Source organism: Nitratireductor sp. J20-h4 (assembly GCF_056780505.1).
In genome coordinates this window covers 4,291,792-4,305,747 of record NZ_CM165557.1, presented here as the reverse complement: position 1 = coordinate 4,305,747, position 13,956 = coordinate 4,291,792, and the positions used below count along the sequence as shown (strand labels likewise).

11 protein-coding genes are annotated in these 13,956 nt (G+C 66.6%); 9 read left to right on the top strand and 2 right to left on the bottom strand.

What is annotated here, in order from left to right; all coding sequences use genetic code 11:
• The first annotated feature begins 81 nt into the window (after window positions 1-81).
• Both ACT2B0_RS20825 and amrB read left to right on the top strand, forming a co-directional pair.
• Window positions 82-3,081, top strand: coding sequence for a caspase family protein (locus tag ACT2B0_RS20825; protein WP_473466152.1), 3,000 nt, complete (start codon window positions 82-84; stop codon window positions 3,079-3,081).
• The gene (amrB, locus tag ACT2B0_RS20820; RefSeq protein ID WP_473460159.1) at window positions 3,078-4,862 is read left to right on the top strand and encodes an AmmeMemoRadiSam system protein B; all 1,785 of its coding nucleotides are present in this window, start codon (window positions 3,078-3,080) and stop codon (window positions 4,860-4,862) included. Before ACT2B0_RS20825 ends, amrB begins: the two co-directional genes overlap by 4 nt.
• Here the strand turns inward: amrB and ACT2B0_RS20815 are convergent.
• Window positions 4,829-6,640, bottom strand: coding sequence for an MORN repeat-containing protein (locus tag ACT2B0_RS20815; RefSeq protein WP_473460158.1), 1,812 nt, complete (start codon window positions 6,638-6,640; stop codon window positions 4,829-4,831). The genes amrB and ACT2B0_RS20815 overlap by 34 nt on opposite strands.
• A gap of 161 nt (window positions 6,641-6,801) precedes the next feature.
• Entirely contained in the window at window positions 6,802-7,884 is a 1,083-nt protein-coding gene (locus ACT2B0_RS20810; protein ID WP_473460157.1) for a trypsin-like serine peptidase, read from the bottom strand.
• Between the two features lie 264 nt (window positions 7,885-8,148).
• Here ACT2B0_RS20810 and ACT2B0_RS20805 point away from each other — a divergent pair, with 264 nt between their 5' ends.
• From ACT2B0_RS20805 to ACT2B0_RS20775, 7 genes are all read left to right on the top strand, one after another.
• Window positions 8,149-9,177 (top strand): S1 family serine peptidase, encoded by a 1,029-nt coding sequence (locus ACT2B0_RS20805; protein ID WP_473460156.1) that lies wholly within the window; start codon window positions 8,149-8,151, stop codon window positions 9,175-9,177.
• A gap of 226 nt (window positions 9,178-9,403) precedes the next feature.
• Window positions 9,404-10,537: a molecular chaperone DnaJ gene (dnaJ, locus tag ACT2B0_RS20800; protein WP_473460155.1), complete on the top strand. Its 1,134-nt coding sequence runs from the start codon at window positions 9,404-9,406 to the stop codon at window positions 10,535-10,537.
• A gap of 117 nt (window positions 10,538-10,654) precedes the next feature.
• The gene (pmtA, locus tag ACT2B0_RS20795) at window positions 10,655-11,263 is read left to right on the top strand and encodes a phospholipid N-methyltransferase PmtA (RefSeq protein WP_473460154.1); all 609 of its coding nucleotides are present in this window, start codon (window positions 10,655-10,657) and stop codon (window positions 11,261-11,263) included.
• 60 nt (window positions 11,264-11,323) lie between these two features.
• Window positions 11,324-11,638, top strand: a complete 315-nt coding sequence (locus ACT2B0_RS20790) for a hypothetical protein (RefSeq protein WP_481658430.1) — start codon at window positions 11,324-11,326, stop codon at window positions 11,636-11,638.
• 141 nt (window positions 11,639-11,779) lie between these two features.
• Window positions 11,780-13,255 (top strand): multicopper oxidase family protein, encoded by a 1,476-nt coding sequence (locus ACT2B0_RS20785; RefSeq protein ID WP_473460152.1) that lies wholly within the window; start codon window positions 11,780-11,782, stop codon window positions 13,253-13,255.
• A gap of 30 nt (window positions 13,256-13,285) precedes the next feature.
• Window positions 13,286-13,741, top strand: a complete 456-nt coding sequence (locus ACT2B0_RS20780) for a DUF411 domain-containing protein (RefSeq protein ID WP_473460151.1) — start codon at window positions 13,286-13,288, stop codon at window positions 13,739-13,741.
• Window positions 13,742-13,784: 43 nt separating this feature from the next.
• A complete protein-coding gene (locus tag ACT2B0_RS20775; RefSeq protein ID WP_473460150.1) occupies window positions 13,785-13,931 on the top strand; it encodes a hypothetical protein in 147 nt (48 codons plus the stop codon).
• The last annotated feature ends 25 nt before the right edge of the window (window positions 13,932-13,956 follow it).

Below are 13,956 nucleotides of genomic sequence, written 5' to 3'. Positions count from 1 at the left end.
GCAAGGGCGCACGCGGCCGCAAGGGCCGCTCTTCGCCTTTCGGCCCGCGCGGCCGTCGGGCCCGGCGCGGCGTTGCCGGCCGTGCTCGTGCTCGGCCTGGCGATCATGCTCCTTGTCGCCGCGCCGCTTTTGGCGCAGGAGCGGCCGGATTTCTTCCTCGATCTCGACACTGGCGGCCACCGCGCCTTCGTCAAGGATCTGGCGTTTACGCCCGACGGCGAATTGCTCATCAGCGCGTCCGACGACAAGACCGTGCGGGTGTGGGACTGGCGCGCCGGCGTGACCATCCGCACCATTCGCGGTCGGATCGGCGCGGGGCAGGACGGCAAGAATTTCGCCCTGGCGATCTCGCCCGACGGCGGCTCGCTCGCGGTGGCGGGCTGGTATGGCGACAGCGCGGGCGCCGAGCCGCCTTTCGGCGATGTGCGCCTGTTCGACCTGAAAAGCGGCGCGCTGACGGCGGTTTTGTCCGGCCACGACTATGTCGTCTACGATCTCGATTTTTCCCCCGACGGCAAACGTCTGGCCGCCGGCGGGCAGGACGGTTTCGTCTATCTGTGGAAGGCCGGAGACGCGGGCGGCTGGCAGCCGGAAACGCGTCTCGACGCCGATTCCTTCCGCATCGAAAAAATCGCCTTCGCCATGGGCGGCGCGCGCCTGGTCGCGGCGACGGCCGACAACGGCATCCGGCTGTGGGACATGGGCGATCTCTCCGAGATCGCGCTTGCCTCCACACAGGCCGAGGCGCTGCGCGACGTGCCGCTGCGCGCGCTGGCCGTCTCCCCCGATGGCGACAGCTTCGCCACCGGCAGCGATGCAGGCGACCTGCATATCTGGCGCGCGGCCGATGGCGGTCTGGAGCGCGCCCTGCCGCGGCGCGACTATCTGGTCGCCGCGCTGGCCTTTTCGCCCGACGGCGCCCGGCTGGTCGCGTCCTGCGGGTATCGTTGCGCCGGCCGCGACGGCCAGCAGGTGATCGCGCGCGGCACTGGCGAGACGCTGTTCGACTATCGCGGCCATGACGGCACCGTCTATGCCAGCGCTGCCTCGCAGGCTCTCGACCTGGTCGCCACCGCGGGCGGGTCGCGCCACGAAATCCACGTCTGGGATCCGCAAGGCGGCGAGGCCAGGGCGCGGCTCCTGGGTGTCGGCCGCCCGGTCACCGCGGTCGGCATCACCGGCGATGGCGGCGAGATCGCCTGGGGCAACGCCGATCCCTGTCCCGATCGCACTGCCTGCCCCGAACAGCAGGGCGAACTGACCGACCGGCTCCTCTTGCCGACCGGGGAGCGGTTCTTCGAGCGGCCGGCGCCGGCCGGCGAGGCGTTGTCGCGGTTTGTCCGCGCCGTGCACGAGGCCGGCGCCTGGCGGCTTTCCGCCAGTGCCGGCGGCGACGCCGGGCTTGCAAACGCCGTGCTCGACATCGAGCGCGACGGCGCGGCGCTGCACGGGATCGAAAACGACGCCGCCACCGGTTTCGCCCATGCCGCCTTCTCGTTGCTTGCCGACGGAACCGGGCTCGTCACAGGCGGCACGGACGGCACGCTGATCGACTACGCGCTTCAGACCGGCCGGTATCGCGGCGAGTTTTCACACGGCCATACCGGCGAGATCCATGCCATCGCCGAGGCGGAAGAGGCCGGACTTCTCTTGACCGGCAGCGCCGACCAGACCCTGCGCCTGTGGAACCTGAAGACCCGTACGCTGATCGCCAGCATGTTCTTCGCCGAGGCGGAATGGATCATCTGGGTGCCGCAGGGCTATTATTATTCCTCGCCGGGCGGCGACGCGCTGGTCGGCTGGCACGTCAACCAGGGTCCCGACAGCGAGGCCCGCTTCGTCAGGGCGCGCCAGCTCAAGCAATATCTGTTCAGTCCCGAAATCGTGCGTCGCGCCATCGTGCTTGCCGATTCGGCCGCCGCCGTCAGGGAACTGCGCGGCACCGACGCCGAGCTCGACCGGCTGCTTGCACGCAAGCCGCCGGAATTCCAGGTCCGGCTTGTCGACAACCAGGACGAGGCGCGCGAGGGTTTCGTGTCGATCGAAATCAGCGGCGCCGAGCGGGCCGGCACCAGCGTGGCCGATTTCGCGATCCTGTCGAATGCGCGCCGGGTCGCGTCCTTCGCCACCCGCTCGGCGGCGGGCGGCGGCGACGCCATCGTCGTGGAGGTTCCCGTCGAGGACGGCGACAACGAGATCGTCATCTCGGGCGTCAACGAATACGGCTATCTGACCGAACGTTCGGTCAAGGCGGTCGGCCGCAAGGCGCAGGGAAAGCAGCGCGCCGGCACGCTCTACCTGCTGGCGATCGGGGTCGAGTCCTATCCGCTGCTGCCGACGGCCTGCGGTGGGCGCGCCTGCGACCTTGCCTATCCGGTCGACGATGCGGTCCAGTTCGCGCGCCTGGTCGCGGACAAGGCCGCCCCGCTTTACGAGCGCATGAAGGCGCAGATCTTCGTCAACCGCTCGGTGTTGGAGGAAAGCCCGGAACTCGACGCCGCCCTTTCGGCCTTGCCCGCCGGCACCAGGGTGCTGGAGCCGGAAAGCGACACCATTCTCGACGAGATCGAGGATTTTCTCGATCAGGCCGGCCCGCAGGACACTACGATCGTGTTCGTGGCCGGTCACGGCATCAATATCGACGAGGATTATTATTTCATCCCCACCGACGGCCGCAAGCGCGACGACCGCTGGCGCCGCAGCTCGCTGGTCGACTGGGAGACGATCCAGCGCGGCGTCGAGCGCGCCAAGGGGCGCCGCTTCATGCTGCTCGACACCTGCCACGCGGCCAATGCGTTCAACCCGCGTCTGGAAAAGGACGCCGAGGACGCGCGCATCATCGTGTTTTCGGCGACCGCGGCCAACAACACCGCCGCCGAGCTGCCGGAACTCGGCCATGGCGTCTTCACCCACTCGCTGCTTGCCGGCCTGAAGGGCGGCGCCGACCCGACCGGCGAAGGCGTGCGGCTTCTGGCGCTGGCCGACTATATCGACCGGGAAGTACGCCGGCTCACCAATGCCCGCCAGGTGCCGGAATATTACATCGCCAAGATCGACAATTTCGTCGTGGCCAAGCCGTGAACGCCGCCGTTCTCCGCCTCGCCGGGAGGATCGCGGCGGCGCTTTTGCGCGGCGTCCTGGCCTTGCTTGCCGTCCTGCTCGCCGCGCTGCTGTCGCCGGCAGCCTATGCCGCAGGCGAAGATTGCGGCGGTGACGGCCCGGCCTTCGCCTCGCTCTACCAGCGCGACGACCTCTTCCGGCGCGCGCTTGCCGATGCCGAAAACGCGCCCGTCTCCGCTCGCCGGCTGAGCGGCGTCACGGTTCCGCACCATCTCCTGGCCGGCCATTTGATTGCCGAGGGCATCAAGGCGGCGTCGGGCCAGCGCTACAAGCGCGTGGTCGTGCTGTTCCCCGACCATTTCCGGCAAACCGACACGATGTTTGCGACCACCCGGCGCGATTTCGACACGGTTTTCGGCCGCCTCGCCATCGACGGCGAGGCGGTTGCCGGTCTGCTTGCGCGGGGCGGCGAGGTGATCGACGCGCGCTCGTGCCTGTTTGGCCGCGACCATGGCCTGCAGGCGATCCTGCCCTTCCTCAGCCGTTTCCTGCCCGGTGTGCGCGTCGTCCCGGTCGCGGTCTCGATCGCAAGCCGCCGCCAGGACTGGGAGCGTCTCGCCGCTGCTCTCGGTCCGCTCGCCGACGCCGACACGCTGATCGTCCAGTCGACCGATTTTTCGCATTATCTGCCGCACCACGCCGCGCGCGCCCACGACCAGCAGACGCTCGCGCTGCTCGTCGCCGGCACGTTCGACCAGATCGCGCGGCTGCGCCAGCCCGAACATGTCGATTCGCTCGGCGCGCTTTATGTCCAGCTCAAATTGCAGCGCGAGGTCTATGGCGCGGCGACGCTGGTCGCGGCCAACGAAAACTCGCAGCAATACGATCCGCTGCCGACGCAGGAGACCACCAGTTACATGGTGGTGCTGTTCGGCCCCATGCCGATGGACGAACCGGTCCCCGCCCGGCGCGGCACCCGGCATCTTTATCTCGGCGGCGACACCAGTTTCGGCCGCGCGATGATCAAGGCGCTGCTTGACGAGCGGGCGAGCGCGCGCCTCGAAACCGAAATCCTGCAGCGTACCGAGGGTCGGCCGCTGGTCGTCAATCTGGAGGGCGTCGTCCTGCCCAACCTGCCGGAGGGGCTTGGCCACATGACGCTCGCCATGCCGCAGGATCTGACGCTTGCCTGGCTGAAGCGCCTGAATGTCGCGGCGGTGAGCCTGGCCAACAATCACGCGCGCGATCTGGGCGAGACCGGGCTCGCCGAAACCAGACGCGCGCTCGAAACCGCCGGCATCGTCGCGCTCGGCCAGGGTGAATTGACCGCGATCGAAGGCGTCGAGCTGGTGGCGCTGACCGACCTCGACGTCAATGGCTCCTACCGCAACGACCTGATCACGCCCGACATGCTCGACCGGCTGTCGGGCCGGCCGGCCGGGCGGCCGCTGGTCGCGCTGGTTCATTGGGGTCGCGAATATGCGACCGATCCCGGCGCGCGGGAGCGTTATCTCGCCGAGGAGCTGTCGCGGCGCGGGGTCGCCGGCCTGTTCGGTGGCCATTCGCATGCCGCCAGCCCGGCCATGCAGGCGCTGGCCGGCGGCGACACGCTGCAGCTATTTTCGCTCGGCAATTTCCTGTTCGACCAGGGCGCGGACAAGGCCTCCGGCGCGCTCGTCGAACTCACCGTCTTCGACCAGGGCACGATCTTTGCCCGGCTGATGCCGTTGCCCAACCTGTTCGAGTTGGCACGCACGCAGGCCCGGGCTCAGCAGGACGGCAGATCGTCGTCCGACAGGTAGCAGGCCGGCGTTTGCACCGTCGGCAGATAGTCGACCTGGCGCGGCCGGAAATAAAACAGCGACACCGGCTTGCTGCGCCGCACGCTGCCGTCGGCAAAACGCGCCACGGCGCGGAACTGGTGCAGCGACGACATCGCGGCCGACATTTTTAGCCGCGCGGTGTAGCTGCGCAGGTTGCGGTTGCCGCGCATCGGGATATCGATGGCGTAGTTCTGCCGTTCGACCGGAAGCTCGACGTCGATATAACGCAAGGCTTCGGGCGAGCCGCCGAAGCCGTCGCCGCATTCGGCCGTGCTTTCGTCCATTTCGATCACGGCCAGCGACACGTCCACTGAAAACGCCTCTTCGGCGCGCTGCCGGTTGCCGCGATCGTCCGACCAGTCATAGCTGACGGTGCCGACGGCCCGGGTCGACAGGAACCGGTCGCCCCACACCACGTCGGTCAGCTCACCGAAACCGACCGCATTGAACACCTGGCTTTTGCACACGGCCAGACTGTCGATCGACGGGCAGGAAAAGCGCCGGCTTTCCAGCGCCTCCACGTCGACCCCGGCCTCGGCCAGCATGGCGCGCAACGACACGTCCACACCCTCGTCGAAATCGGCGATCGCGCCGGTGAATTCCCGCGTCGTCTTTTGCGGCGGCGGGTTTTCCGCGTAGCTTTTTTCCTCGGCAAAGCGCACCGAGATCGTGGCGTTTTCTGCCCGGCCCCAGCCATGGTTGACGAAGGAAAAGCTCGGCCGGAAGCCGACGCAGCCGCGGTGGCCCTGGATCGCCAGCATCGGCTTGCGGTAGGCGAGACTGTCGGCCACTTCCAGCGCCATGGAATCGACGCGCACGCGCGATTTGTCGGTCGTGGTGAGTTCGGCCTCCACGAACACCGGCGAATTATCCCAGTCGATGCCGGTGAACGCATAGCCGAACTCGGAAATCTCGCCGGTGCCGTTCCAGGCGTCGTTCATCTCCTGCGCTTCGGGATAGATGGCGATATCGTCGTCGCGCATCAAATGGACATAACGCGCCTCGGAGCGCTGGTTCATGCGCTCGTCGACCGTGATCGCGAACTCGGTGCGCGCGGCCGCGTCCTCGCCGGTCTGCACCTTGATCAGGCCGCCGGCACCCGCGTCGGCGACCATGTCCGGGCGCTCGCCGATCTCGTGGCCCTCTTCCCAAAGTGACGTATAGCTGGTGCCGCCGGGCAGCGTGGTGCGCCCCTCGCCATGGCGCTTGCCGTCGGCGAAGGGCCCCTGGTAGATTTCGCCGGTCACCAGAAGCAGGCGCCCCTGGCCGGTGCGCACGCCGGAGCGGAATTCGCCCTCGTAGCGGTTGCCCCGTTCGTCGACATGCATGCCGTGCCCGTCGAGCGCGCCGTTTGACCAGTCGCCTTCGAAACGTTCGCCGCTGCGATAGACCAGCCGTCCCCGGCCGTGCGGCCGGCCCCCGGCCAACATGCCCTGATAGGTGGCAAACACCGCCGCGGGATCGTAGCTGGCCGCGCCGCGCACCCGCCACACGAGCTTGCCGCGCCCGTTGATCGCGCCGTCCTCGCCCAGGGCGACATCGGTGCCGGCGGCGGGGTGCCAGAGAAAATCGAGATTCTTTTGCGGATGGATATCCCAGGCCCGGACGGTTCGTCGAAACACGGTGCCGGTGGCGCTGTCGAAAAAGACCTGCGCCCGCTCGCTCCATTGCCCCTGCTGCGCGCCGGCCACTGCCAGAGGGGCAGTGCACAGGACGGCCACAAACGCGGCAAAGCCCGCCATCCGCCAACGGATCATGTCTTGCTCCCCCTGATACGCGGCATCGCGCTCTATTAAAGACCGCGCCGGATAGTGGAGGCAACCGGCTATTGCGTCGCGTGGCCGGGCGGCCCGCCAAAGAAAACGGCGGCCGCTATGACACGGCCGCCGCTCTGGGAAGGTAATCTGGCGGAAAAGCCCTATTCCTGGGCGATGCTGCGCACCCAGTTGAAATAGGGGCCGTTCAGCCTCAGGGCGATGTTTTCCTTCTCGGTCTCGGCAATGTTGACGCCGACGATGTAGCGCTCCTGCGTCTTGCCGTCATAGTGGTAGACAGCACTACCGCTCGAGCCCGGATAGGTGTCGCACAGATAGGAGAAATTGTTCTGCGTCGCGGTGCCCGGATCGACGTCGCAGCTCGCCTGCCACATCGTGCTTTGCGGCTTGTCGCCCGGATAGCCGATAATGTTGGCGGTGAACGGATAGGGCGGGTCGTAGGTGGCGTAGCCGAGCCAGCCGATTTCCTCGCCGGCCGGCTTGTCGAGGATCAGGATGCCCAGATCCCACGGCACGACCGAGCCGTACACGCCCTGATAATTGGTGATGTAGCCTTCCAGGATATAGGCGTCGACGAAGCTGTAACGCCCGTAGGGCGCATCGTTCTGGCCGTTCAGGCCGGGAAAGAACTCGTATCGGGCGAGCCAGCCGCCGGCATCGTGATTGTACAGGCAGTGCGCGGCCGTCAAGACGGCGCGCTTGCCGATCAGCGTGCCGGTGCAGATGCCCCAGTCGCCGTCTTTGGTCTGCGACCAGATCTGGCCGATCACGTTGAACGGATATTTCTTCGTCTGGGTGATCTGCACGCGGTCGTCTTCGCCGATCACCTGGCGCGACGCTTCGTCGAGCACGGGATCGTCCGCCGGTTCGCGGGCGTCGCCGGCATCCGCGCCGTCGCCGTTGACGAGGCCGCGAATGATCTCCTTCAGCTCCTCGCTCGGCGGCGTGACCTTGCCGTCGCCGGAGCGCGAGCGCGTCGAAAACGCCTTTTGCAACTCCTCTTCCGTCGGCATGGAGAAGTCGCGGCTGGCCTCGTCCGTCTTGATGCGCGGCGGTTTCAGGTCGACGATGCTGCGGCTGGAAAGATCAGGCATCTCGTCGAGCGCGCCGCGGGCGGATTCGCCGCTGCCCTGGCCGCCTGATACGCTGTCGGCAAAGGCGGTGGCTGGTAGACCCGCCGTCACCAGGAAGGTTCCGGCAAGAATTGCGATAAAGTTCTTTGTCATGTTGAGTAAGCTCCCAAGCCCAATGAGAAATCGAACACAACAGACAAAAAATGTCTATATCGTGGTCGGCGCGCCGCGATCGGCCGGCTGGCGGTTTCGGGCGTTCCGTATCCGCCGGGCGGCGATGGCGCGGGTTCGTGTCGCCGCAATATTTCCCTGATCGGGCCAAGAAATCGCTTTTGTTTGGCCCGGCCCGCGCATTAGATGTGGACGGGCTTGGAAGAAATTTGCCGGCCGCGCGCCGGATCGTCTCGGGAGATTGAAATGAAACGCGACAAGGGATTTTTCGCTTTCGCAGCGGCCACGGTGCTGAGCCTGTCCGCACTGTCGCCGGCGGGGCCGGCTTTGGCACAGGATGGCGCGCGGGCGGGTGCGAAAGCCGAAACCTCGCCGCTCGGCCGGGTGCCGGAGCTGCGCAAGGCCCAGCGCGAAAGCGGCGAGGATTCGCGGGTGATCGGCGGAACCGCGGCCGAAAAAGACGCCTATCCGTTCCAGGTCGCGCTGCTGAGCAGCGGCCTGCTCGACCCCGACCCGCGGACGCAACTCGACGCCCAGTTCTGCGGCGGCAGCCTGGTCGCGCCGGAGTGGGTTTTGACGGCGGCGCACTGCCTGTTCCAGTTCGGCGAGCTCGTCAAACCCGACAGCGTCACCGCGCTGGTCGGCGCGACCGATCTGGTCGAGGGCGAGCGCATCGAGGTTGCCGAAATCATCGCGCACGAAAATTACGATCCGCAGGCTTTCGACAATGATGTCGGCCTGATCCGTCTGGCGCGGCCGGCGAGTCAGACGCCGATCCGCATGACGAGCGAGAACCTCGATACCGGCGCTGCGCGGGTGATCGGCTGGGGCAAGATGGAAAATGGCGGCTTTCCCGACACGCTGATGCAGGCCGATGTCGAGCTGTTTCCCAACGATGCCTGCAATGCCGGCATCAAGGATATCTATGCGCGCGATCTGAAGCTCGTGCTGAGCGACTATGGCCGGCGCATGCGCATTTCGCAGGACGGGATCGAGCGGGCGACCTCGCTGATCGCCGAGACCATGGCCGATCCGCTGACCGGCAACATGATCTGCGCCGGCGTGCCGAGCGGCGCCCGCGATGCCTGCAACGGCGACAGTGGCGGCCCGCTTTTCACCACCGGCGATGCCGGCCCGGTTCAGGTCGGTATCGTGAGCTGGGGCGAAGGCCCGCTGAGCTCCAACATCGCCTGCGGGCATGAAAACGCCTATGGCGTCTATACCCGCTTGTCCGAGTTCCACGGCTGGGTGGCCGAGAAGACGGGCGCGCGGTAGGTTTTTCCGCCGGCCGTATCATCAGACCCCCGGGCCGCCGGTTCGGGGGTTTTTGCTGTCTGCGCCATCGCGTTTCGCCGCGCGCGCCGGCAAAGACCGGCGAAAAATTTGCATGCAAGGCCAGACATGCTATGGCGCTGCCGGCCGGGCCTCCCTAAATCGGAGGCATGCCGTCACACCAGCAGCATCGCACGACGCTTGTCAGCAGGATTAATTGCGGGACGAAATGAAGGCCGATTTTTACGAGACCCTCGGAGTCAGCAAAGAGGCCAACGAAAAGGACCTCAAGGCGGCCTTTCGCAAGCTGGCCATGCAGTGCCATCCCGACCGCAATCCGGACGACAGCGAGGCGGAGCGTCGCTTCAAGGAGATCAACGAGGCCTACGAGGTTCTGAAGGACCCGCAGAAGCGGGCCGCCTACGATCGCTTCGGCCATGCCGCCTTCGAAAATGGCGGCGCCGGCGGTGGGCCCGGTTTCGGCGGCTTTGGCGGGGGTGGGTTTTCGGACATATTCGAGGACATCTTCGGCGAGATGATGGGCGGTCGTCAGCGGCGCTCGTCCGGCGGCCGCGATCGCGGCGCCGATCTGCGCTACAATATGGAGATCTCGCTCGAGGAGGCCTTCAGCGGCAAGACGGCCCAGATCCGCGTGCCCTCTTCGGTGGCCTGCGACGAGTGTTCGGGCTCCGGCGCCGAGCCGGGAACCCAACCCGTCACCTGCACCATGTGCTCGGGGTCGGGCCGGGTGCGCGCCGCGCAGGGCTTCTTTTCGATCGAACGGACCTGTCCGACCTGTCAGGGCCGCGGCCAGACCATCGCCGATCCCTGCAAGAAATGCTCGGGCCAGGGCCGGGTGGTGGAAGAGCGCTCGCTGTCGGTCAACATTCCCGCCGGCATCGAGGACGGAACCCGCATCCGGCTTGCCGGAGAGGGTGAGGCCGGCCTGCGCGGCGGCCCGTCCGGCGACCTCTATATTTTCCTGTCGGTGACGCCGCACGAATTTTTTCAGCGTGACGGCGAGAACCTTTATTGCAGCGTGCCGATCTCGATGACCACGGCCGCGCTTGGCGGCGCTTTCGAGGTCACCACGCTCGACGGGTCCCAGGCCCGGGTCAAGGTGGGCGAGGGCACCCAGAACGGCCGCCGCTTCCGCCTGCGTGGCAAGGGCATGCCGGTGCTGCGCCAGCCCGCCATGGGCGATCTCATCATCCAGGTGTCCGTGGAGACGCCCCAGAATTTGAACAAGAAACAGCGCGAATTGCTCGAGGAATTCGAAAAGCTTTCCTCCAAGGACAACAGTCCGCAGTCGAGCGGCTTTTTTGCGCGCATGAAGGATTTCTTCGAATCCTTCAGCGACTAGGCACGCCCGCTGCCGGGCATTTCCGTCCCCGACCACGGTGAGGTTTCGACTACGGTCTCGGTTTATTCTATTCTATCAATGGCTGGGGCGCGGCCGATGCGCCCGGGAATTGGAGAGATGATGCGCGGTACAGACAAGCGCAGGGCGCTGACGGAACGGTTCGACGAGGAAATCCGCTTCTTCAAAGGCTGGATCGACAAGCCGAAGGCCGTCGGATCGGTGGTGCCGACCAGTTCCGTCACCGCGCGCAAGATGGCCTCCGTCATCGACTGCGGCTCTGGCCTGCCGGTTCTCGAACTCGGCGCCGGCACCGGCGTCATCACCAAGGCGATCATCGACCACGGCGTCAAGCCGCAGGATCTGTTCTCGGTCGAATACGCCGCCGATTTCGTCGATCATCTGCGCACGCGATTTCCCGCCGTCAACATCCTGCATGGCGACGCCTTCGATCTCGACACCGTGCTGTCGCCCTATCCGGGCATGATGTTCGACGCGGTCGTCTCCGGCGTTCCTCTTTTGAATTTCCCTGTCCAGCAGCGCATCGATTTTGTCGAGCAGGTGCTGGACAGGCTTCCCGACGGCCGGCCGATGGTGCAGATCACCTATGGCCCGCTGTCGCCGGTGCCGCCGCGCCGCGGCAACTACACGGTCAAGCATCTGGATTTCATCGTTCGTAACCTGCCGCCGGCGCAGTTGTGGCTCTATCGGCGTCCGTTGAAGGCATGAGGCGCACCTGCGGCAATCGAGCCGTAGACAGCGCCCTTCGGCGGGATTAGCCTTGTTGCGATGCCAAACGTCCTGCGTATGCTCACGTTTTTCCTGCTCGCCGCTTTCGTGGCCGGCAGTGTGGCGAATGCGTCTGCAACGACCGGAATGTCCGTCGGCATGCCGATGGCCGGCATCGATGAAGCCGCGGCCGATTGCTGCGTCGATGTGGATGCCGCCGCCATGGATTGCGATCAGGCCTGCGTCCAGCCGTTGACGGCGCTGCCGCCGCTGGATGCTGCGTTCTCCGATGGACTGGCCGGCAAGATCGCCCGCCCGCTCGCGCGCGTCATCACCGGCCGCGCCGGTCCGCCCGAACAGCAGCCGCCGCAATAAATATCCCGCTCTGACGGGCCGGATCTGATCCGGCCCCGCCGGAACGGCCATCGACGGCGTCAGCGCCGCGGATGGTCGAGGCGCACGGGCGACCGTTTCGCCGCCATGTGCGCGATCTCAATCACGTTTCGGGATATGGACATGTCCAATTTTCTTGCACCGACGCTGACGCGTCGGAACCTGCTCGCCGGCATGGCGGGAACCGTCGCGACCACGCTTCTGCCGGTCCGGCACGGCCTGGCCGGGGCGCCGGTCGTTCGCGATTTCGCCTTGCGCCCCGCCCCGGGCCGGTCGCCGCTGCTGCCCGCTCCCCGCGATCCAACGCCGGTGTGGAGCTATAACGACGCCGTTCCCGGCCCGGAAATCCGCGTGCGGCAGGGTGAGCGCCTGCGCATTGCGGTCGAAAACGGCCTTGATGAGGGCACCACGGTCCATTGGCACGGCGTGCGCACGCCCAACGCCATGGACGGGGTGCCCGATCTGACCCAGCCGCCGATCGCCCCGGGCGAAACATTCCTCTACGAGTTCGACGCGGTCGATGCCGGAACCTTCTGGTACCATCCCCACCAGCGCAGCTTTGAACAGGTGGGCCGCGGCCTCTACGGCCCCTTGATCGTCGAGGAGGCCGAACCGCCTAGCGTCGACCGGGACGTCACCTGGGTGCTGGACGATTGGCGCCTTGGCGAGGACGCGGCGATCGTTGACGATTTCGGCAGCCGGTCCGATATGATGCATGCCGGCCGGATCGGCAACGTCGTCACCATCAACGGCCGCGTGGCGGACGATTTCGCGGTCCGCAGGGGCGAGCGCATCAGGCTGCGGCTGATCAATGCCGCCAACGCCAGGATTTTCGCGCTCGATTTCACCGACCACGCGCCACTCGTCGTCGCGCTGGACGGCCAGCCGGTGACGCCGCATCGGCCCGCCAGCGGGCGGGTCGTGCTCGGTCCGGCCATGCGCGCCGACCTCGTGCTCGACTGCACCGGCCCCGTCGGGAGCCGCGCCAGGGTCGTCGACCGCTTCTATGACGGGTTGGAATACGACCTGGTCGAACTTGCCTACGGTGCCGAGCCGTTGCGCGACGCCGCGCCCGAGTGGCCGGTGGCGCTTCCCGCCAATCCGCTCGCCGAGCCCGACATCGCCGCCGCCACCCGTCACGAGGTGCTCTTTACCGGCGGCATGATGGGCCGCATGGTGATGGAGGAAATGGCCGGCCGCGCCGGAGGCGACGGTCCCGGCGGCGGCATGATGGGCCGGATGCGCTCTATGATGGGCATGATGCATGGCGACGGCATCTGGCTGATCAACGGCGTCGCGGCCAAGGGGCCCGTGCTCGAGCCGATGCTGACGCTAAAGCGCGGCCGCAGCCATGTCCTGGCGATGACCAACGCCACCGCCTGGCCCCATCCCATCCATTTGCACGGACATTCCTTCCGCGTCGTCTCCCGCAACGGCGACCCCACGCCCTATCGGGAATGGCAGGACACGGTGCTGATGGCGCCGCGCGAGATCGTGGAGATCGCCCTGGTGGCCGACAATCCCGGCGACTGGATGTTCCATTGCCACATTCTCGAACACCAGATGTCGGGAATGATGGGCGTCATTCGCGTCGCCTGATGCCGGATCGAACCGAAAGGAGAAGCAACCATGCGCAGATCGATCCACGCCTTGGCGGCGACCGCCGTGATTATCGGCGTGGCGGCCTATCTGTTTTTGCCGCGCCCGGCCGCGGCACAGGCCGTCATGCTCTACAAGAACCCGCAATGCGGCTGCTGCGAGGCCTATGCCGACTATCTGCGGCGATACGGCTTCATCGTGACCGTGAAACCGACCCACGACCTCGCCGCCATGAGCCGCGGCGTCGGCCTGGCCGACGATGTGCAGGGGTGCCATCTGTCGATGATCGAGACCTATGCCGTCAGCGGCCATGTGCCGGTCGACGTGATCAGGCGCCTGCTCGGCGTACGTCCCGACATCAAGGCATTGACCCTGCCCGGCATGCCGCGGGGCTCTCCGGGCATGGGCGGGACGAAGGCGGCGCCATTCGAGATTCTCCAAGTCTCGCAATCCGGCGTCGTCACCGGCGTCTATGCCCGTCGATAGGGCGCGCAAGCGTCGACAATCACACGGATAAAGGAGTGAAACGATGATGAATGGTCAGGACTATATGTGGGACGGCATGGGCGGAATGGCGATGTGGGGCATGGGCCTGGTGTGGCTTCTGGTCATCGTCGTCCTGGTGCTGGGCGCCGCCGCGCTGGTGAAATATCTCTTTTCTCCCAACAATAGATGACCTGCCGCCGGGCCGGCGCGACGCG